Below are 20,769 nucleotides of genomic sequence, written 5' to 3' on the forward strand. Positions count from 1 at the left end.
GTCCTCATGCCGGTTCCTCGTGGATGTAGTCCTCCAGCGCCTGGCGGATGCGAGCTCGTCCGCGGTGCAGCAGCACGCGCTGGTTGCCCGGTTCGAGGTCGAGGATCGCGCAGACCTCGGCCGCGTCAAGGCCCTGGACGTCACGCAGGTGCACGACCGCGCGCTGGCCGGGTGGCAGGGCGTCGAGGGCGGCGCGCAGCCGGGTGCGGATCTCGTGGGACAGCAGGGCGTTCTCGGGCAGCTCCCACGGCTGCGGCACAGCCGTCCAGTGGCCTGACCACGGCGTGCCCGGCGGATGGAACCGGCCCGGATCGACCGTCGGGCCGGCCTGCGCCTGCGGCCCGGCCTGATCGGTGGGAAAGGCACTGCTGAACGGGACACTGCGGCGTTCCCGCGCGCCCCGAGTGCGGGCGATGTTGAGCAGGATGCCGAACACCCAGGTCCGCAGGCTGGATCGGCCCTCGAACCGGTCCAGCCCGGTGAGCACGGCCAACCACGTCTCCTGCACGACCTCCTCGGCCACGGTCCGGCCGGGTACCCGACCCGCCGCCACGGCGAGCATCGACGGAGTCAACCGCCCGACCAGCTCCGCGAACGCCTGCTCATCCCCGCCCCGCAGCGCCCGCACCAGATCGGCCTCATCGGACGTGGTGGTCGACGCCGACCCGGTGCACCTCGGTTGCCGAGCCTCCACACCGACACCATAGGCAGTTTTCCTGGATCAGGGGTTGCCACGGTATGAGGTGCGAGGCGCGGTCGCTGGCACGGCGGAGATCGGGCTGAGCGACCACGGTTCGTGGGATGACTCCGGGCCTGGCAGCGACAGAGCCGCACCGCGCACGGATGATGGTCGGGTGGTGTCGGCCACCCGACAGCAGATCGGCGAAGACGATCGGGGCCCGCGCGTAACAGCGGGCCGGTTCAGCGCACTCACCGGTATGACCACTGTTCGCCACAGCCCACTGCCGGTCGGTCCGCGCTCCGGGCAGCTCCCGGGCTCGCCGTCGGCGCCGCAGCCAGGTGTCGAAAGATCGCCGTTGTTCTGCGACCCTGCCCTCGCCGCCCGCATCGAGCGGGCCGAGGCGCAACTGATCATTGAGAGCAATGTCGCCGCCCACGACCGTCGACGGGGCGACCCGCCGGGGTTCGCGATCCCCGTGGCGGGCGGGGTGGCGAGCTTCGCCGAGGACGGGTCGCCGCTCAACAAGGTCGCCGGGCTCGGATTCGACGGCGTGCCGGAGCCGGCCGAGCTGGCCGAGATCGAGCGGGCGTTCGCTGACCTCGGCACGCCGGTGCAGGCCGAGGTCGCCACGCTCGCCGACCCTGCGATCGCCCTCCTGCTGACCGGACGGGGCTACCGGCTCGTCTCGTTCGAGAACGTGCTCGGACGTGCGCTGCCCGGCGACCACGGCCCGGTCACCCCGGCCGGGATCGAGATCAGGCCCAGCGGGCAGGACGAGATCGACCGATGGCTCGAGGTCATGGCGGACGGCGTCGCCGTCGCGGACACCGACGGGGTCCCCTCGCACGAGGGTTTCACCCGGGAGGTCCTCCTCGGGGCCATGCGTGATCTCGCCACGGCGGGCGGGGTCAGACGGTATGGCGCCTGGCACGACGGGGAGTTCGCCGGCGGTGCCAGCCTGCGGATCTCGGCCGGCATCGCGCAGTTCGGCGGGGCGGCGACCGTGCCGGCACACCGTCGCCGCGGTATCCAGTCCGCGCTGCTCGCGGCCCGGCTCGCCGACGCCGCCGCGGCCGGCTGCGAGGTCGCCGTGATCACCACCCAGCCGGGTTCGACCTCCCAGCGCAACGCCCAACGTCGCGGATTCGACCTGCTCTACACCCGAGCCATCCTCGTCCTGGAGACAGCATGACCGACCCCTGCCAGCGGCCCGGCCTGGCCGGCAGCTGGACGCGGCCCGCCGGCCAGGCCGGGCCGAACATCCAGCTGTACGAAGGGGACCGGCGTGAGCTGCGGGCCCTGTTCGAGCTGGCCGAGGACTCCGCCGTCCAGCTTGCCGCCTACCTGTCACTCGGCCGGGTGCTGGTGGCTCGGATCGGCGCGGACCCGGTGGGACATCTCCAGGTAGTTCCGACCGTCCACCCCGTCCACCCCGTCCACCCCGTCCACCCCGACCGGTCCGGTCCGTCCGAGGGGCGAACGCCCGAGATCAGGAACATGGCGGTGCTGACGGCGTACCAAGGCCGGGGTGTCGGCCGGGCCCTGATCTCGGCGCTGGTCGATCTGCTCGTCGGCGAGGGGGCGACGTCCCTGCTGGTCGCGACCGGGGCGGCGGACGTCGGCAACCTGCGTTTCTACCAGCGGTGCGGCTTCCGGTTCCGGTCCGTCGAGCGCGACGCCTTCACCGTGGCCACCGGGTATCCGCCGGGCCTCGTCGTCGACGGTATCGAGCTGCGGGACCGCGTCTGGCTGGATCTGGACCTGCCGGCCCGGCCGCCGCGCACGGGCCACCGGGCCGGGTGAGAAAAAGATCATTCGCCCAGGCGCACGGAGCCGCAGCCGGGCCTGCCCGAGACGGCGTCGTTGTCCTGTACCAGCGCGTCGAGGCGGGTCGGCGGGACGGTCGTGCTGCGCAGGCGCACGAGACGGGCACCGTCGAACCGGTAGTACGTCCGGGTCAGGGCATAGACGTTCGCAGCGGTGCTTGGTCCGCTCGCGAGGGAGAGGGCGGCATCCGGGAACGTCGAGGGCCGACACGACCAGGACTGGACCGATCCGGTCGATCCGCCGTACGCCAGGGCTGCCTGACTGCCGTCGAGGGTGACCAGACGCAGGCGACCGTCGACGTACCGGAACAGGGTCGAGACCTCGAAGCTGGCTCCTCGGTCGGCCTGGACGAAGACCTCGGCATGGCCGTCCCGGTCGGCATCGGCGGCGCCCAGCACGCGCACGCTCGAGGGTTCGCCGACCCGGAAGCCGACGCTGTCCGATCCGCCGCCGGAGTAACGCGCCAGCAGCCGGGCTCCGGTGACGCTCAGCATGTCGGGTCGGCCGTCACCGTCGACGTCACCGTCGATCGCAGGTCGGTTCACCGGCGGCGATCCGTGCGGGGTGGTCCCTCCTCCCGCCCCCAACGTTCCCCGGCCGGCGCCGCTGCCAGGCGATCGGTGCGGAGTGGTCGCCCCGTCCGGGACGGCGACCGGCCCGGCGGACGTGGCGAGGGTCGCCGGCCTGGGCCCGACGGTGGCCACCGCCGTGGATGACGCGGAACCGGCGGAGCAGCCTGCGCTGAGGAGGATGCCGGCGATGACCGTGGTGGGGGCAAGCCGGCGGGTGATCATGGGAAGGGAGAGCACCTCGAGGAACTCCTCGCAGAGTCGTGGCGGGACACAGTCCTGGCGGGAGGCGGTCAGGACTGGGTGACGTCCATGAAGATCTGGACGACATCCCAGGCGTCCGGTTCGACGATCTTCTGGACGGTTCGGGCGATCGGTACCTGCTTCGTCCTCGCATCGAGCCGCTCCCGGGTGTGGGCCCGGGTTCCGCGGTCCGGGGCAAGCACCTTGACCAGCCCGGCCGCGCCGACGAGGGCCAGCAGGACGGCAGTGCGGTCGTCCACCGTGGTGTCCACGGCAAGGGCGGCGCGGGCCCGTGCGACGACGGCATCCCGAAGGTCGGTCCGCAGCACCGGGTGCCGGGCGACCGGGACGAACAACACCTGGTCGCGGCGCCGGCCGAGCAGTCCACCGGCCACCATGTGATCCACCAGACGAGATCGCATCCCGTCGAACTTCTCGTCGAGCCGGCGCAGCCGGGTGGTGCTGCGTCGTCCCCGGACGGTGCCGAGGCGCTGGTGCACCTCGGCGAGCAGGGGGTGCGGAGGCGGGCCGCCGATCGGCACCAGCCGTCCACGTTCGACCGTCGCGTGCCCCGAGAGGGCCAGCTCCGCGACGAACGCACCGCACAGGGCGACGGAAACCGTGTCCCTGGACGTGCCGAGCGCAGTTCCGCGCTGCGGATCCAGCGCCAGCAGCAGCAGCTCCTCGGCCAGCAGCAGACGGTCGCCGGCGGTACCGCCGTGATCCATCCAGGGTGGGGTGACGCCCGTCGTGATGCGGTCAGCCCCGGCTCCGGGTGGCGACTGCCAGGATTCGCTACTCATCGTCACTCCTGCTCGGCTGGTTGGCCTTCGCCTCCATGGCGTGACGCGGCCGTTCCCGCGTTGTGCCCTGTCCCGGCAGGACCGGCCTGCGACGGTGGGAGGGGGACCTCGGCAGGGGATCGCCGACCGGAACCCTGGTGGTCACCTGCCTGCCGAGGCGTCCCGAGCCGACCTGGGACAGACCGCAGCCGTTTGCTGCCAGGGCATGCCGAGGGCACGACCGCGGCACATCCGCGGCACGACCTCGCCTGGTGACGTCGGCTGGATGACAGTTCTGCGGGGATGGCGGCACGGCTGCCGCGGGTTGACACCGACATGTCGGTGGGCGAGTTCGACAGACGTGTGCACTCACGGTGACGGTCGACGTTGTGCGGGTCGGGAGCGAGCCCGAGGCCGGGATTGCGCCTGCAGCCGGGTCCGAGGCCGGGCTCGGGGTCGAGGCGCGGGTGCCGCGTGGCCTGCGGCGGTTCGTCGGCCGGGAGCGCGAACTGGCGATCCTGACCCGGGCCGCGGAGCTTGCGGCGGGTGGGCGTCGCCAGCTGGTCGTGGTGTCGGGCGAGGGCGGGATCGGCAAGACCCGGTTGTGCGAACAGGCCGCGGAGCAGGCCGAACAGCGCGGGTTGCGGGTGGTGTGGGGATACTGCTGGCCCTACGGCGGAGCTCCGCCGCTGTGGCCGTGGTCGGCGGTCCTCACCGAGATCGTCGGTGATCAGGGGGCGCGGCTGCTGGTCGACGATGACGGCAGCGCGACGGTCGACCGGGAGCGGTTCGCCCGCTTCCGCGCGGTCGCGGACCTGCTGGCCCATGGCATCGACGGGACACCGACCATGGTGGTCATCGACGATCTGCAGGCCGCCGACGAGGGCACGTTGCTGCTGACCCGTTTCGTTGTGCGAGCGCTCGGCCGGGCCCCGTTGCTGGTCGTGCTGGCCCGGCGGCCGGGTGGGTGGCCCGGAGCACCGGCCCACGGCGTCGACGCAGGTGGGGAGACCGGGGGAGCGGTCGAGGAACCCGGTGGTTCGGAGCGGGCCCGGTTGTTCGCCGATCTTGAGGGGGATGCGGTCGTCCTCCCGCTGCGCCGCTTCGACCTTGCCGACACGGCCGCCTTCCTGCGCGCCCACAGCCTGGGTGGCCACGGCCTGGGCAGCCAGAGCACCGAGGACGCGGACGGTACCGAGGAGGCCTCGGACGGCCGGCGGCTGGCGCGGACGGTGCTGCGGGTGACCGGGGGCAGTCCGTTGCTGCTGGGTCGGGCTGTGGCGCGGGACTCCGTCCGGCCGGGCCTGGCCGCAGTGGAGTGGATGATCGGCGGGGCGGTGGCCGAACTGTCCGCGGCGAGCCGGCACCTGCTGGGGCTGTGCGCCGTGCTCGGTCCCGGTGCCTGGGCCGGGGACGTCGCGGCACTGGCCGGGCAGCCTGTGCCGGCGGTGCTCGAGGCGCTCACCGAGGCCCGGCGCGCCGGGCTGGTCGAGCCGGCGGGCCTGGACCGGTTCGCCTTCGGCCACGACCTGGTCCGCCAGGCTGCCGAGCGGATGCTCACCGCAGCCGAGCGGCTCGACGCCCATGCCGGGGCCGCCGCACTGCTGGGCGGACGGCGAGGCAGCGAGCCTGAGCTGCGCCCCGAGGTGTTGCTGCGCCGGGCCCACCACGCCCTGGCGGCTGCCCCGCGTTCGGGGATCGACGCGGCCCTCGCGGTCGAGGCCGCTCGGGCGGCGGTCCGGATGGCCCGGGCCGCCTGCGACCATCGGCAGGCCCTCGCCCTGTTGGAGTCGGCGGTCGCCGTGGCCGACACCCACCCGCAGCTGGCCGGACGCGCCGAACTACTGGTGGAACGCGCCGAGGCGCTGCTGGCCCTTGGGCGGCTGGCCCCCGCCCGGGCCGCCTTCGCCGAGGCGGCAGCGCAGGTCGACGGCCAGCAGAACCCGCAGTTGTACGCCCGGGTGGCGCTGGGCTCGGGCGGCAGCTGGCTTAACGAGCAGCGTGACCCGCTGGACCGTCGTCGGATGCTGGCGATGGCGCGCGACGCCCTCGCGGGTCTGGCGTCCGAGGAAAACGCCGTGCTCCGGTCGTTGCTGGCCGTGCGGCTGGCCGCGGAGGCCGTCCACGACGGCGGTTCGCCGGACGCCGTGCAGGTCGCGTTGACCGAGGTCCGCCGCACCGGCAACAGCAGGGCACTGGCCCAGGCACTGTCGCTGGCCCACCACAGCATGCTCGGCCCCGAGCATGTCCACACCCGGCTGACTCTGGCCGAGGAGATGCTCGCCGTCGCCTCTGCCGCCGGCGAGGAGGCTCTCGCGCTGGTCGCACTGATGTGGCGGACCGTCGATCTGCATCATCTCGGCGATCCCCAGGCCGATCACTGCTGGGCGCAGCTGCGGGAACGGGCCGAGGCGCAGGGCAACGACAGCGTCCTGCACATCGCCGCCGCGATGACGGTGATGCGGCTCATCCGGGCCGGGCGTCTCGACGAGGCGGAGGCCGCCGCGCGGGAGTGCCTTGACCTGGGTCGCCGGGTTGGTGACCTGGACGCCGCCGCGTACTATGCCACCCAGATCGCGAGCCTGCGCTGGTTGCAGGACCGACACGCCGACCTGCTCGACCTGCCCGCCGCGGTCACGACGATCCCTGACCTGCCCGCCGCGGACTTCGCTTTCGCCGCCGCGACCGCGGCGATGGCCGCCAGGGCCGGGCGGGTGGACGACGCCCGGGTGGTGCTGGCCCGGCTCGTCGGGCCAGGCCTGGGGAGTCTTCCCAGCTCCTGCACCTGGCTTGCCGGCATGACCGCGCTCGCGGAGGCCGCCGCCCTGACCGGCGACCAGGCCGTCGCGGACGAGGCCTACCGGATGCTCCTCCCGTTCGCGGACCTGCCGGTGATGCCGTCACTGGCGGTTGCCTGCCTCGGATCCGTCGAACGGGCGCTGGGGACGGTCGCCCGCCACCGGGGTGATCCGGACCGGGCGGTCGTGCACCATGAACGCGCCCTGAGCGCCAACCTGGCGTTCGGAAACCGGCCCGCCGCGGCGATCGCCCGGGCCGATCTTGCGGATGCGCTGGAGGCGCGGGCGACCGCGGGTGATCGTCGCCGGGCCGGCGCCCTGTGGACGCAGGCGCACGCCGATGCGGTGGCGATGGGCCTGACGGTTCGCGCCGACCAGTGGGCGGCCCGGCTGACCGCCTGCGTCTCGGGTGCCCTCGCGGTCCTGTCCCACGAGCCGGGCGGCTGGACGATCCGCGCGGACGGCCGCAGCCACACCCTGCCCGACCTGCAGGGGCTGCGTTACCTGGCAGTGCTGCTGGAGCGGCCGGGCCAGGACGTCACCGTGCTGGAGCTGCGCGGGGCGGCGCTGCTCGAGGCGGGCCACCAGGAGACGGCCGACCGCCAGGCACTCGACGCCTACCGCCGCCGGCTGCGGGAACTCGACGAGGCCCTCGAGGACGCGCAGACGGATGCCGAGTCGGCCCCCGCTCCCGCCTCCGGCCTCGACCGCATCCGCCGGCTGCGGTCGGAACGGGAGACGCTGCGTGATCATCTGGCCCGCGTCTCGGGTCTCGGCGGACGAAGCCGGACCTTCGCCTCGTCCCAGGAACGGGCCCGGACCGCCGTGCGCAAAGCCGTCACCCGCGCGATCGACGCGATCGACGGGGGCTCACCCGGCCTCGCCGCCGAGCTGCGGACCGCCGTCACCACCGGTCTGACCTGCCGGTACACCCCAGATCCAGAACACGGCCGGCAATGGACCGTGCGCCACTGAGCGCCGGGGATCCTCAGGTGAGGCTACGGCTGCCGGCGACGTCGTACTCCACCACCGAGGCGGACAGCATCGCGGCACCCTGATCGTCACTCGGGCCGCTGCCGCGGAACGCCTCGACGTCGGCCTGCGTCTCCCAGCGCTCGAAGACGTTGATACGGCCCGGGTCCACCAGGTCGGCGGTGATCGAGAAATCCAGGCACCCGGGTGCACTGCGCGCCTGCTCCACCACCCGCACGCAACCCGCGAGATAGCCCTCCCGCTGGTCCGACGCCACCACCAGATGCCCCGCGACAATCACCATCCGCTGCTCCCATCCTCGTCCCCGATGCGGCCCATCCTCACGGCCGGTCCTGGCCGCCACCGGGCACGGCCCCTACACCCGGCGGTCCGGGTTCCCACGCGCAAAGCCGTGGTCGCAGGTTGCCACCGACAGTGACCGTAGAAGGTGAAATAGTTTTTGCCACGAAACTTACCCAGCTAAATGTCACCAATTGGCACTTGTTCGCAATGGGTCACCCGCCTCGACTATCTCTTCAGATCGGCTCGTGGTGATCCGTACACGAGCGCACCCGAAGCGCGCCGGGAGTGTCCTGTGCGTGACTTTTCCTGTCCTTGGCGTGAGGATGGTCGCCCGATGCCAACCGGTGGTGACTGTGGCTCGCCCGCAGTGGGGTAAGTCGCTCCGACGTCGGCGCTCCGCTCTTTCGTCGGCCAAAAAATCCATTCTATGGGATGGATGTGACACCCTTGCGCACCGTCACTGGACCCGTTTTTCATGGCCTTGACATTCGCGGTGAGCGAGTACCGAAGTCCGACCCAAGAGGTTCCGGCGCGGTCCTTACCCTGAGTGCATGTCATGCATAAGTGATAGAGTACTTGCCTCGTTTTTCGGTGACGGCCCCAGGCGGTTACCGGTTTTGTGGAGAGTTACACGGAGAGCTATATTTTAGCTGGAAATTCAGATACGCCGAGTAGTCGTTACCAATAATCAATATTTAACTGGCTAAGTTCTGCGGGAAAGACATGCCGCCCTTTTTTGCTGACGATCGGTAACGGCCGGCCACCGGGCCACCGGTGGCGAGGCAAGGCGACCCCAAGACCGTGCAACGGGCCGCGGCCCGTGCCTGGCGATGCGGGCGGCACGGGCGATGCGGGCGATGCGGGCGATGCGGTGCGGCGGTCAGCGCGGTCAGGCGATGGTAGCTTCGAACGTCCACACGCGGGACTGCCCAGTGGGCGACTGGCCGACCTGGTAGTCGGCATGGACGGTGCTGGTGGTGAAGCCGGCGTCGCGCAGCAGGGTGGCGAACTCGGCCAGGTCGTACCGCTGCAGCGTGAAGGGCTCCAGCTCGGTGCGGACGAGCACGCCGTCGCGCCAGAGTTCATAACGGCACCAGCTGGTCTGGCAGCGGTCGCCCGTATCCACGCCCGGATGGCAGGTGAGGGTGATCAGGTCCTCGCCGTGCCACCAGTGGCGTGTCGGCTCGGGCCCGGTCGGGGATGCGAGCGGTTCGATGTCGACCAGGAGCCGCCCGTGCGCGGCCAGACTTTCGCGGATGTGCCGCAGGGCGCGCAGGGCCTGCTCCCGGCCGGTGACCAGCGCGAAGGATCCGGCCGGGATGATGATCGCCGCGAACGCGGCCGGCTCGCGGTAGGTCGTCAGGTCCGCCTCGAACAGGACCGGGTCCAGCCCATGGGTGACGCAGTTGTCCCGGCAGAGGGCCAGCATGTGCGGGGACGTGTCATAACCACGCACCTGTAGCCCGCTGCGCAGCAACGGGACGAGGATCCGCCCGGTACCCACCGCCGGCTCGAGGATCTCACCGGTGGTGCCGGCAAGCCGCTCCCGGTAGAACTCGACGTCGCCGAACGAGCTGCCGATCGGCTTGTCCAGCTGGTAGACCAGCGAACACAGCCGCCCGTACCGCAGCACCTGCCCGACCATCAGACCCTCCCCGTCCTTGTCGCCCTGCACCGTCTGCCCGGCGAGCACCGTCTGCCCGGCGAGCACCGTCTGCCCGGCGAGCACCGGCCAGTGCGGCCTCCACCCTTGCGGGTGGCCGGCCATCGGACAAGTGGGGGTATTCGCGCATGCCAGGCGAATGGCAAGCCTGGGCCCGGAGTCGGTGACCTGCTAGCGTCAAGTTCGATGTCGACTTCAGCTCGACTCGCGACGGGATGCGGCCGGAACGACCAGGACCAGAGGTGCGCGGATGATGCCCAGCCCGTTGCGTGGCCGGCTATCGGCACGCGTCGGTCGGTTCGCCCGTCCACTGCCGTCGGATTGTTTATCCAGCTTTCTGGCGAGAGGACGCGCATAACATGATTTCCACAGGTGCTCCGGTGACCAGGGCCGGCGGTGACCCGATGCGGGTCGTGGTCGTGGGTGCATCGACCGGTCTCGGTCGCTGTCTCGGTATTGATTTCGCGAAGCGCGGGCACCAGGTTGCTCTGCTCGCCCGCCGGGAGAAACTCGTCGTCGAGGCGGCTGCCGAGGCGGGGTCGGGAGCATTCCCCGTCGTCTGTGACGTCACGGACGAGGCGTCCTGCCGTCAGGCCGTCGAAGAGTCGTTACGAACTCTCGGTGGGATCGACGCGGTCGTGTACTCCGCTGGCATCGGCATCCTGCAGCCCATCGCGGAACTCGACGCGCAGACCTGGGCCCGTGCTTTCGCCACCAACGTGATCGGGGCGTCCGTCTTCACCGCGGCGGCACTGCCGGCGCTGCGGGAAAGCCACGGCACGGTGGCCTATTTCTCGTCGGTGAGCGCGTCGGTCGGCGCACCCTGGCCGGGCCTTGCCTCCTACACCGTCACGAAGGCCGCGCTCGACAAGCTGGTCGCTGCCTGGCGTGCCGAGCACCGCGACGTCGGCTTCACCCAGGTGACCGTGGGTGACTGCGCCGGGGGAGAGGGCATCGGGACCTCCCAGCTCACGGCCGACTGGGACCCGCAGCTCGCGGCCGAGTACTACCCGCTCTGGACGGCCAGGGCGCTCATGTCGGACTGCCTGATGGATGTCGAGGACTTCGTTCCCGTCATCGAGTCCGTCCTGCGCTGCGGAGCAAGCGCCGCCATTCCCACCATCACCGTGACCCCGCGACCGCTGGTCGCTGACGCGCCGTCGCCCGCCGGGCTGCAGCCCGCCTGAGCCAGGGTGCCCGGCGGCGCAGGAACGCCGGGTACGGGCAGCCCCGCTCCGACGTCGATCTCCTCGAGGGTGTGATCCTCGGGCCCGGCCGTTCGACGTCCTGGGCGGGGCTTCCCTGCGTATACCGATCCTGCCCAGCCATCAGACAGCCTGCGTGGTGGATCGGTGCGGGTTCACCGTGGTAGAGACGGGAGACAAGCAAAGGCGTGAGCCGGCTGGCCCGCGTTCTTCGGATTTCTCAGCGTGCAGTCGCGCTCGATCGCCAAGGGAGCTTCCATGGGGTTTCGAACAAAGCAGCGCCGGAGTTCACGGGCGCGGAATGCCACCCGCATCACCGCGGGCGCCGCGATGCTGGTCGCCGGCACCGGCCACCTGTCCTTCGCCCGGGAGACCTTTCAGGCCCAGGTCCCCGACTGGGTCCCCCTGGACAAGGACACCACCGTGCTCGCCTCCGGTGTCGTCGAGATCGCCCTGGGCGCGGCCCTGATCGGCCTGCCCCGCCAGCGTCAGTCCGTCGGGGCGATTCTTGCGGCCTTCCTGGTGGCCGTGTTCCCCGGCAACATCAGCCAGTACACCGGCCACCGTGACGGCTTCGGCCTCGACACGGACCGCAAACGTGCCGCCCGTCTGCTGTTCCAACCCCTGCTGGTGGCCGTCGCCTGGTGGTCGACCCGGGAGACCGCCTGACAGGTCGACGGCCTCCCGGACGGTGCTGTGGCCAGGCGGGTGCCGGTGGCCGAACTTGCTCCTGGTTCGTCCCGGGTCACCGCGGCGGCGGGTTTTCCGGTCAGGTGTCCGGCCCGTCGGGCCAGCTCACAGAGGACTGCGACCACGGCGAGCCCGGCTGCCAGGATGAGCGGATGCTCGACGAGGAGCTCGCCGACCGGTTCGAGCGGATCACCGGGCATCAGACCGGACCGTTGCGCGAACCAGGCCGCCGCGAGGACCGCCCCGAGCAGCGCGACCGCGATCCGCAGCACCGGGTGGACGACGGTACGACTGATCAAGATCAGTGACGGCATCACCAGGGCCACGACGACCAGCTGGGTGATCTCGATGCCGAGGTTGAACCCGAGCAGGGTCGTGAGCAGACTCCCGCGGCCGAGGTCGAGCGCGCCCAGCAGCGCGGCGAACGCCAATCCGTGCAGCAGGCCGAACGTGACAGCGATCAGTACCTCGCCCCGGCGTACCAGGGGACGCACGGCGTGGACGGCCGAGACCAGGACGGACAGGGCGATACCGCTCTCGACGAGGCGGGCGGGCAGCCGCACCCAGCCCAGCGCGCCAAGCGCCAGGGTGATGGAGTGGCCGACGGCAAACGCCGTGACCACGTGCAGGACGCGCCAGCCCGCGCGCCCGAGATCCGGCCGGCTCGCCCACCGACGCTCCACGGCGGCCAGGGGGGCGGGCAGCAGCAGCATGAGCAGGAACAGCAGGTGATCACTGCCCCCGCTGATGTGCTCGACACCGAGGTGGACCGCGGACACGAAGCCCTGGCTCCCGGACGCCGGAGCCGCCGTCGTCGAGGCTGTGCTCGTCGAGGTTGTGCTCGTCGACGGCAGGGCCGCGATCGGCACCGACTGGGTCTGCCAGGACAGCATCGCCACCGTGGTGTACCGGCCCGTGCTCCCGTACCGGGCCGAGACGAACACCCGGTGCGAGACGAGCCTGTCCACGACGGCGTCGTAGTGGAGCACGAAGTCCCCCACCGGGCCCGAGCCGGGCGTCAGGGTGGCGTCGAGGACGAGGTTGTCCGCACCGTCGATCGACGTGACCCGGCCGCCGGCGACGCGGGTCACCCACGTCCGGCCGGTCGAGTCCGTCGCCGACAGGTCGCCCTGCACATAGGCCCGCAGCGCGGACACCGTCGCGGCGTCGAGCACGTCGGCCGCGGTGAACGGCCTGTCCATCGCGATGCCGAGCTGGTCCAGGGGCAGGTCGACGGTCGCGGTGACGGTGCGTTCGCCGACGTCCAGCCGGACCACCGAGGTACTGAGCGGATGCGCCGAGGCCCCCGGTGCGAACGCGAGGATCGCGCCGAGCACGACACAGACCACGACCACGGGGCCGGCGAGGAAACCCGGGACCTGCCGGAGGCAGGTCAGCACGAGGCCCGCCCCCGGTCGTGGCAGCTGGTCACGCACTTGGGTTGGTGCTGCCGTAGTCGTCGTTCTTGTCCCGGTAAACGCCGTGATAGTGGACGTTCGGGGTGCTCCGGCTGCGGGTGTTGACGAGCTCGATCCACACCCGTGGCCCGTCGATACGCAGGTAGGTGCTCTCGCCGTCGACGGTGTCGCTGTTGGCGAACGCGACGCGGGTCTGGCTGAGCTGGGCCGTGTAGGTCTTCATCAGCGAAGCGGCGACGTCGGGGGAGGCGTCGCCGACCCAGGCTCTGATCGCGTCGAGGACGAGGCTCTGCTGCTGCGCGGAAAGGTCGGCCACGGCCACGCCCTGGGTCGCGGGGAACTTCCCGCTGTCCACGCCCGGGCCCATCAGGATGTCGTCGATGGTGCCGGACAGTTTGGCCTTCGCCTCCTGGTCGTCAGTGAGAGAGTCGAAGACGTCGAACAGCGTGCCGGCCTTCTCCTTCATCGGCTCCACGGCGGTGTTGCCGATCGTGAAGGACTTCGGCTCGGTGCCGGTGAAGTCCGGTGTGATGCTGGCGGTGGTGCCCTTGTAGGTGTAATTACGGGCCAGGTGGTGGCCGCCGAACTGGACCATGAACGAGCCGGTTGTCGAGGGTTTGCCGTAGATCGCGATGTAGTAGTCGGAGTCGGAGCCGAAGCTGTCGGTGCCGGAAGCGCTGTTTGCCCTGAGCCAGTCATCGGCCTGCTGGATCGTCTGCACCTGGGCGTAGCCCGCCGGGCTCAGCATGGTTTTCACCAGGGCCATCGCGGCGGCCTTGGCGTCGTCGTCGAGGTCGGAGAGCGCGACGCCCTTGCGTGGCACCTGCTGGGCCGGATAGTTCGACCAGGTCTGGCGGGACACGTTGTCGGTGAAGGCGTAGTTGACCTTTCCTGCGGTGCTCGTGTCCAGGGTGGCGAGAAACGCGGTGGCCGCGGTCACGACGGCGGTGGTGTTCGCGCCCGAGGCGTTCGCGCCGTCGGTGTCGAGGTCGACGGCGGTGAAGGTCTGCAGACCACCGCCTGCCCCACCGCCGCCCGGGCCGCCGCCGGCAAACCCGCTCGACGAGCTCGAGGGGGCAGCGGCCGAGGCCGAGGCCGTGGACGAGCTGGTGTCGGCATCGGAGTCGCTGCTACAGGCCGTGACCGTGGAAAACAGTGCTGCCGCTGCGATCGGCGCGACAATGGTGCGGCGAATCTTGGTCAAGGATCTGTCCGTTCCGTGGTGAGGAAGTCCGACATTCACCGGACAGGCTGCCGGGTATGTCCGGAACAGTGTCCGATCCGGCTGTGGGTCCGCTGTGGCTTTGCTATGGGTCTTCCGGGTGTCGAAGTGGCCGGACCCGCGCGGTCTCCGTCCGGCGTTTCGGCAGATGTGCCGCCCCGGCGCTGTCCCGGTCTGCGCCGAGCGGGACGGAACCACGATGCACCGGGCGGTATCGGTGGCCTCGCGACCGAGGTTTTCGTCGACTCGTTGATGGCGGCCGGTTTGTCGGGTGGTGGGCGACCAGAACACGACAGCAGGAGGACAAAGCGGCGAGTGCCCTGTGACGATCGTGGTGTGACGGGGGTGAGCGGGTTCGGGGTGGGGTGGCGACCGGAACTCGCCGCACTGCTCGCCAGGCGTATCGGGCTCGGGTTCGTCGAGGTGATCGCGGAGAACATCGGGCTCGACGGGCGCGCCCTTTCAGCGCCGGGGCCGGGGCCGGTCGAGGTGGGCGTGCCGGTGGTGGTGCACGGGATCGGACTGTCGCTCGGCGGGGCGGAGAGTCCCGACCCGGCCAGGCTGCGTCGGCTGGCGGATGTTGCCGGGGTTGTGGGTGCGCCGCTGGTCAGCGAGCATGTCGCGTTCGTACGCGCGGATGGGTATGAGGCAGGCCAGCTACTGCCGGTTCCCTATACCCGTGACGCGCTGGATGTGCTGGTGGCCAACGTCAGGATTGCCTGTGCCGAGCTGCCGGTTCCGCTGGCGTTGGAGAATCCGGCCGCTTTGCTGCGCTGGCCGGACGACGACCTGGCCCCCGCCGATTTTCTTGTCGAGTTGACGGAGCGGACCGAGGCGCTGCTGCTTGTCGATGTCTCGAACTTCCACGGCGACACGGTCAACCACGGTCTTGATCCGGCTGCGGCGTTCGACCGGCTGCCGTGGGAAAGAGTCGCCTATCTGCATGTCGCTGGTGGGGTGATACGCGAGGGCCGGTATCACGACACCCATCTACATCCGGTCGGGCCGCGGCAGCTGGAGCTGTTGGCTGATGCTGTAGGGCGGTTTCCGCCGGGCCGGGCCGCCTATCTCCTCGAACGCGATGGCTGCTATCCCCCGGCCGCGGAGTTCCACGCTGAGTGTGACCGTGTCCAGGGCGCCGCGGCCAGCGCAGAAAGGCAGCTGCCATGCCAACATCGGTGAAGATCGTGCTGCTGGTCGGCTGCCTGCTGCTCGCAGCGGTGTTCCTTCTGGCGAGAAGGCTCTCCAGCCGCCTCTTCGTCGGCCGGTGGCGTAACGGGGGGCGTCCTGGTGGTTCCCGTTCCGGCGGGTGCGGCGGCGGCGACATCGGCGGCTACGGCGGTGGGTCCGACAGCGGTGGTCACGGTGGCGGATGCGGGGGAGGAGGCCATGGTGGCGGATGCGGCGGGGGCGGCGGATGCGGCGGAGGTGGCGGATGCGGGGGAGGAGGCCATGGCGGCGGATGCGGCGGAGGCGGCGGGGGTGGGGGATGCGGCGGGGGTGGCGGATGCGGCGGAGGTTCCTGACCAGGCCGGCCGCCGGGTCGGCCTGGCTGTGCCGGTGGATCTGGAGCCGGTGCGGGCGCGGCTGGCCGCCGGGCAGTCCGCGTTGCTCGCGGCGTTGGTCGCCGGTGGTGCCGATCCGGAGGGTTTCGACCAGGATGCGTTGGCAGCGACCCGGTACGCGCTGCTCGACAAACGCAGGGCCCGGGTCGCACATCGCTGGCCGACGCTGGCGGCCGAGCCGGAATTCACCGCCAGATTCCTGTCCTGGGCTGCTGGCCGGCCTCCCGCCGGCGCCCACGCCGACGGCTTGGGTTTCGGGGACGCGTACCGCGATGAGCTGTCCGAGGACGCCCGGGTCGAGCTGCTGCGCGCCCGCTGCGCGCGGCGCCGGCTGGCAGTACTGGCCGACCGCACCGCCAACGGTGCGCTGCTCGCGCTACGCGCCCCCGGCCTGGGAATCGTCATCCTGCGCACCCCGCGATGAGCCCTGCCAGCCGGTTGGACCTGCATGTGCGCGCCGCGCTGGCGGAGTTCGGATGGCTCGGGTGCGGCGGCGCCGGCCCGGATCCCGGACGCATGGCACCTGCCGCACTACGCTGACCACTTCGTGGATGACGCGACGGATGCTCCTTGCATGCGGGTACGTCGCCCTGTCCTGAGGCGTGAACACAACAGTGCCCCGTCCGGTGCGGCGTGAGCAAGGGCGGTGACGGCCGCGGCGACCCATCCGGGGTTGGCCTCGAGGAAAGGGGCGATGTCGTCGATCGGTACCTCGACCCGGCTCAGCCCGGGTGGGGCGACCGGCCCGCCGGCGGGTGGTGCGACGGCGGGCCGCTGCACTGTTCGTCGTACCCGGCATTGTCCAGCCCGTGGGATCCCCCACCGGCCCATCCGCCCGTGCAGGCCGAGACATGACCGCGGGAACAGCTATCTCACACCGTCACCGGTTCCAGGAGGCTCGCAGTGCCGTCACCAGCGGTGGCCCGCTCTCAGCGATCCTGTTCACCGGTCAGGCCGCCCAGTAGGTGTCGAGGAAGCGGCGGACGTCGCCGTCGACCTCGGCGTCCTCGGGCGCGTAGCCGAGGAAGCCTCCGTGGCCCGCGGCCTCCATGACGTGCAGCTCGGCGGTGATGCCCGCGTTGCGCAGCGCCCGGTGCATGCGAACGGCGTTCGACAGGAACAGGTCGCGGGTGCCGGAGGTCAGCAGAGTGGGCGGGAAACCCTTGCTGAAGTCGCCGAACAGCGGGGAGAGGTACGGGTCAGCGAGATCGTGGCCCTGGGCGTACAGCAGGTTGGCGGCCATGAGGCTGCCCGGAAGGACGGCGCAGAGGCCGGCGTTGGTCTGGAACGTGTCACCGGACTCGGTGAGGTCGAGCTCGGGGGTGTTGAGGACGGCGGCGACTGGCAGCGGCAGTCCTTCGTCACGGGCCCGCAGCAGGACGGCCGCCGCGAGATTGGCGCCGGCGGAACCGCCCCCGATGATGATCTGCTCGGGGCGGTGCTCCTTGAGTAGCGCCCGGTAGACGGTGAGGCCGTCGTCCAGAGCCGCGGGGTACGGGTGGTCGGGGGGCATCCGGTAGTCGACGGCCCAGACGCGCGCGGCGACCCGGGTCGCGGTGCGCGCGGACATCGGCCCGCCGACCGGACCGCCACCGACGGTCATGCCGCCGCCGTGAAAGTCCAGGTAGACATGGTCCTCGCGGGCGCCGGGCGGCGTGGCCACGTAGACGGTGACGCCGTCCACGTCGGTCTGCTCGACCGTCAGCGCCGGGTCGACCGGCCAGCTCGCCGCCATCGCGGCGAGGCCCTCGTTCCCGGCGGCGATCAGCGCTTTCCAGCCGGCCACATCCTCAAGCGCCGGGGACGGCGTGGGCTCCGGCCGCGGCATGGCGAGCACCGCCCGTGCCTCGGGACTGACCGACGCCGGGACGGGAATGTCCCGTGCGGGCAGGTGTAGCGGCGGCACGTTCTCGACGGTGGTCATCACGGTCCTCCTGCTGATGTGGCCGGAGACAACCCCTGATCGGGAAAGGGTGTCGTTCCTGCCGGCAAGCGTCCTGCTACCCCACGAGATCATGCGCGAGTTCGGACATTCGTGCAACTGCGTCCGATCCGTCGCTGGGCTCGCCGGCGGCCAGGGCCCGGGCGTCGCAGGCGAAGGACGCGGCTACCGGCGGAGTTCTCATCGGCCCCCGTCGCGTCAGGAGGGGCAGGGGGATGCGCTGGGGGCGGGTTCGGAGGATCGGGTGCGGTGGGGGGAGCGAGGCGGCGCTCATCGATGACGCGACCGCCGAAGGACTTAGCGTAGCTTTTCAGTAACATTTCGTGTTTCCGGTTGACGTGCTTCCTTGTTGACGTCGACTTTGAGGTTCGTTTAACCTCCCCAATGTCATGTGACAGGCGACACGCGGGCGGGCGGTGTGTTGATGTCCGAGCTCGACTCACGCCCCGTCGGTCACACTCGGCCGCCGCTCGACCGAGTCGCTGTGCCCGCGACCGTGCGAGCAGGAGCTGATCTGCATCGTGCGGGGGGACCGGCGACGCCCATCAAGATCATCTCCCGGGTTCGGCTCGACAGCAGTCTCGACCACGCAGGAGCGCACGCGTCATCGCCGTTCCTGTCTTCCTCCACGGGCGCGGACGCACTCGACGGGCGCCGAGGTTGAACGACGTTACGCGCCCCCGACGACAGGAGAGTCGCATGGAAGTGCAGTTCCTCATCAGAAACGGAATGATCGTGGATGGCACCGGCGCTCCCGCCTACCGCGGTGACGTGCGGGTACGGCACGGCCGGATCGCCCAGATCGCGCCGTCGCTGGAGACGGATGGGCGCGAGCGCGTCGTCGATGCCTCCGGTTGCTATGTGACGCCTGGTTTCATCGAGCAGCACAACCACTGGGACGCGGGCGTCTGGTGGGCGCCGATGCTGGAGCCGCTCAGCGGCTACGGCGTCACGACCTCGATCAACGGTAACTGCGGCTTCTCGCTCGCCCCCGCGCACCCGGACCCGGCCGTCCGGGAAGAGATGATTGACATCTTCAACTATTTCGAGGACATCCCCGCGGAGCCGCAACGCGATGTCCTCGCCTGGGACTGGCGCACGTGGAGCGAGTACCGCACCTCCATGGAGCGCAGGGTGACGCCGGCGCTGAACTTCGGCGTCTTCTGCGGTCATATCGCGCTGCGGCTGGCCGTCCTGGGTCTCGACGCATGGAACCGGGCCGCGACCGCGGCGGAGGCCGCCGAGATGGCGGCGCTGCTTGACGACGCGCTGGCGGCCGGCGCCATGGGCCTGTCGACCAACTTCTTCGACTACGACCGGCGCGAGCGGCCGCTGCCGAGCCAGCTCGCGGACGACGCCGAGCTGCGCGCGCTGCTGGAGGTGCTCGGGCGGTACCCGGGCGCCACGTTCGAGGTCATCACCGACATCTTCATGCGGAACACCGCGGCGGCCACCGTCGAGCGCCTCGGCGCGATCGCCGCCGAGACCAACGTCCGCATGCAGTGGGTCGGCGTTCCCGCCTTCAAGTACCAGGCGCCGATCAGGCCCGAGCTGGACGCGCTGCACGAGCGCTTCAAGGCGGAGGGCCGCGACTTCTGGACCGGATTCCACCACGTCTCGCCGACCTCGATGATGAACTTCGTCTCGAGCCTGGTGTTCAGCCAGAACGGGAACCCGGTCTGGCAGGAGCTGGTGAACGCCCAGGGTGAGGAGGCGAAGCTGAAGCTGCTCGACGACCCGGACTGGCGCGACCGGGCGCGCGAGTCCTGGAACAACCAGCTGCCGCATTCCTACCTCAACGACCCCAGCGCACTGATCTTCCGGGAGAGCGAGACGGGATACACCCCGACCGGGATCACCCTGGCCGACTACATGGCCTCGACCGGGATCGCCCACCCCTCCGACGCGCTGGCGCAGTACCTGCTGACGAACGGGGTCGGCTCCCTGATTCTGAAGCGCTCCCTGGAGGTGGACGAGGAGGTCGTCCTGCGTCTGCTGAAGGACCCGCGGTCGGTCGGCAACATCTCCGACGCCGGCGCCCACGGCAAGCTGTTCTGCGGTGCCGGTGACAACGTGCTTCTGCTGACGGACTATGTGCGCGACCGCGGGGTGCTCACGATCGAGGAGGCCATCCACGTCCTCACCGGAAAGGTGGCGAACTTCCTCGGCCTGCGAGAGCGCGGTGAGCTGAAGGTCGGCAACCACGCCGATCTCACCGTCTTCGACCTGAGCGAGATCGAGCGCCGGCCGGAGGAGAAGGTGTGGGATGTTCCGGACGGCAAGGGCGGGCGCACCTACCGTTACACCCGAGCCGCCGCGCCGACCCGCCTGACGCTGGTCAACGGCGTGCCGACATTCGACCACGGCGCGCCGACAGGACGCTTCCCCGGGCAGTTCATCGCTCCCGGCGCGGCCGTCGAATAGGGCGCCACCCGGACGGTACCTGCTACCTGGAGCGCGAGGAGAACGAGATGACGGTGGGACCCGGCGCGAAGTTCGCTTTCATGAAGGTCGTGGTGGCTGATCTCGCGGCGGCGACCACCTTCTACCGCGCCGTGTGCGGGTACGAACAGTCCGACTCGGTGAAGGCCGACATGGCCGGTCGGCCCATCGAGGAGATCGTCCTGCGTCGGCCGGGCGGCCCTCTCGAGCTGGTTGTCCTCACCTATCTCGATGGCCCGGCCGCCGCCGCGAACGGCGCGGTCATCGCGTTCGACACGGACGACCTCGACGCCTTCCAGACACGCGTGCTGGCGGCCGGCGGCACGATCGTCCAGGCGATCGAGTGGCTCGAGATCGGCCCCAACCGGATGCGGATCGCGTTCTTCGCGGACCCCGAGGGCAACCTCCTCGAGGTCATGGAACGCTGACGCGGCGCGCGCCGCCGA

General features: G+C 70.8%; 16 protein-coding genes and 1 pseudogene. 9 read left to right on the forward strand and 8 right to left on the reverse strand.

The genetic code is table 11. From position 1 onward, the window contains the following. Positions 1–4 precede the first annotated feature (4 nt). A complete protein-coding gene (locus ND747_RS20810; RefSeq protein WP_251735592.1) occupies positions 5–694 on the reverse strand; it encodes a sigma-70 family RNA polymerase sigma factor in 690 nt (229 codons plus the stop codon). 343 nt (positions 695–1,037) lie between these two features. On the opposite strand from ND747_RS20810, the gene ND747_RS20815 reads away from it, so the two are divergent. Both ND747_RS20815 and ND747_RS20820 read left to right on the forward strand, forming a co-directional pair. Next, the gene (locus ND747_RS20815; protein WP_251735594.1) at positions 1,038–1,874 is read left to right on the forward strand and encodes a GNAT family N-acetyltransferase; all 837 of its coding nucleotides are present in this window, start codon (positions 1,038–1,040) and stop codon (positions 1,872–1,874) included. Then, a complete protein-coding gene (locus tag ND747_RS20820; protein WP_251735596.1) occupies positions 1,871–2,485 on the forward strand; it encodes a GNAT family N-acetyltransferase in 615 nt (204 codons plus the stop codon). Before ND747_RS20815 ends, ND747_RS20820 begins: the two co-directional genes overlap by 4 nt. An 8-nt stretch (positions 2,486–2,493) precedes the next feature. On the opposite strand, the gene ND747_RS20825 is transcribed toward ND747_RS20820, so the two are convergent. Together ND747_RS20825 and ND747_RS20830 are read right to left on the reverse strand one after the other, a co-directional pair. Beyond that, positions 2,494–3,318: a VCBS repeat-containing protein gene (locus ND747_RS20825; RefSeq protein ID WP_251735598.1), complete on the reverse strand. Its 825-nt coding sequence runs from the start codon at positions 3,316–3,318 to the stop codon at positions 2,494–2,496. Positions 3,319–3,371: 53 nt separating this feature from the next. Next, positions 3,372–4,124: a GPP34 family phosphoprotein gene (locus ND747_RS20830; protein ID WP_251735600.1), complete on the reverse strand. Its 753-nt coding sequence runs from the start codon at positions 4,122–4,124 to the stop codon at positions 3,372–3,374. Between the two features lie 353 nt (positions 4,125–4,477). Here ND747_RS20830 and ND747_RS20835 point away from each other — a divergent pair, with 353 nt between their 5' ends. Beyond that, the gene (locus tag ND747_RS20835) at positions 4,478–7,876 is read left to right on the forward strand and encodes an ATP-binding protein (RefSeq protein WP_251735601.1); all 3,399 of its coding nucleotides are present in this window, start codon (positions 4,478–4,480) and stop codon (positions 7,874–7,876) included. A gap of 13 nt (positions 7,877–7,889) precedes the next feature. Here the strand turns inward: ND747_RS20835 and ND747_RS20840 are convergent, their stop codons facing one another. Both ND747_RS20840 and ND747_RS20845 read right to left on the reverse strand, forming a co-directional pair. Further along, a complete protein-coding gene (locus ND747_RS20840) occupies positions 7,890–8,177 on the reverse strand; it encodes a putative quinol monooxygenase (RefSeq protein ID WP_251735603.1) in 288 nt (95 codons plus the stop codon). Positions 8,178–9,065: 888 nt separating this feature from the next. After that, positions 9,066–9,905 carry a class I SAM-dependent methyltransferase gene (locus ND747_RS20845; protein WP_251735604.1) on the reverse strand — a complete coding sequence of 280 codons (840 nt, stop codon included), beginning with the start codon at positions 9,903–9,905 and terminating at the stop codon, positions 9,066–9,068. Between the two features lie 314 nt (positions 9,906–10,219). Here ND747_RS20845 and ND747_RS20850 point away from each other — a divergent pair, with 314 nt between their 5' ends. Both ND747_RS20850 and ND747_RS30195 read left to right on the forward strand, forming a co-directional pair. Then, positions 10,220–11,026, forward strand: coding sequence for an SDR family oxidoreductase (locus tag ND747_RS20850; protein ID WP_308204667.1), 807 nt, complete (start codon positions 10,220–10,222; stop codon positions 11,024–11,026). A gap of 276 nt (positions 11,027–11,302) precedes the next feature. Then, positions 11,303–11,713: a hypothetical protein gene (locus ND747_RS30195; RefSeq protein WP_374216285.1), complete on the forward strand. Its 411-nt coding sequence runs from the start codon at positions 11,303–11,305 to the stop codon at positions 11,711–11,713. A 368-nt stretch (positions 11,714–12,081) separates the two neighbouring features. Here ND747_RS30195 and ND747_RS30200 read toward each other — a convergent pair. Both ND747_RS30200 and ND747_RS20860 read right to left on the reverse strand, forming a co-directional pair. Beyond that, positions 12,082–12,936, reverse strand: a pseudogene (locus ND747_RS30200) (HupE/UreJ family protein); the annotation flags it as partial. Between the two features lie 226 nt (positions 12,937–13,162). After that, positions 13,163–14,356 carry a DUF3500 domain-containing protein gene (locus tag ND747_RS20860; RefSeq protein WP_251735607.1) on the reverse strand — a complete coding sequence of 398 codons (1,194 nt, stop codon included), beginning with the start codon at positions 14,354–14,356 and terminating at the stop codon, positions 13,163–13,165. A 354-nt stretch (positions 14,357–14,710) separates the two neighbouring features. On the opposite strand from ND747_RS20860, the gene ND747_RS20865 reads away from it, so the two are divergent. After that, positions 14,711–15,556: a DUF692 domain-containing protein gene (locus ND747_RS20865; RefSeq protein WP_251735609.1), complete on the forward strand. Its 846-nt coding sequence runs from the start codon at positions 14,711–14,713 to the stop codon at positions 15,554–15,556. 183 nt (positions 15,557–15,739) lie between these two features. Beyond that, positions 15,740–16,363 carry a hypothetical protein gene (locus ND747_RS20870; protein WP_251735610.1) on the forward strand — a complete coding sequence of 208 codons (624 nt, stop codon included), beginning with the start codon at positions 15,740–15,742 and terminating at the stop codon, positions 16,361–16,363. A 525-nt stretch (positions 16,364–16,888) separates the two neighbouring features. On the opposite strand, the gene ND747_RS20875 is transcribed toward ND747_RS20870, so the two are convergent. Continuing rightward, a complete protein-coding gene (locus ND747_RS20875) occupies positions 16,889–17,863 on the reverse strand; it encodes an alpha/beta hydrolase (RefSeq protein WP_251735612.1) in 975 nt (324 codons plus the stop codon). A 717-nt stretch (positions 17,864–18,580) separates the two neighbouring features. On the opposite strand from ND747_RS20875, the gene ND747_RS20880 reads away from it, so the two are divergent. Continuing rightward, the gene (locus ND747_RS20880; RefSeq protein WP_251735613.1) at positions 18,581–20,305 is read left to right on the forward strand and encodes an amidohydrolase family protein; all 1,725 of its coding nucleotides are present in this window, start codon (positions 18,581–18,583) and stop codon (positions 20,303–20,305) included. Between the two features lie 47 nt (positions 20,306–20,352). Then, positions 20,353–20,751: a VOC family protein gene (locus tag ND747_RS20885; RefSeq protein WP_251735615.1), complete on the forward strand. Its 399-nt coding sequence runs from the start codon at positions 20,353–20,355 to the stop codon at positions 20,749–20,751. Positions 20,752–20,769: the final 18 nt, after the last annotated feature.

Origin of the sequence: Frankia sp. R82 (assembly GCF_023716925.1) — a bacterium.
Taxonomy (GTDB): Bacteria; Actinomycetota; Actinomycetes; order Frankiales; family Frankiaceae; genus Frankia.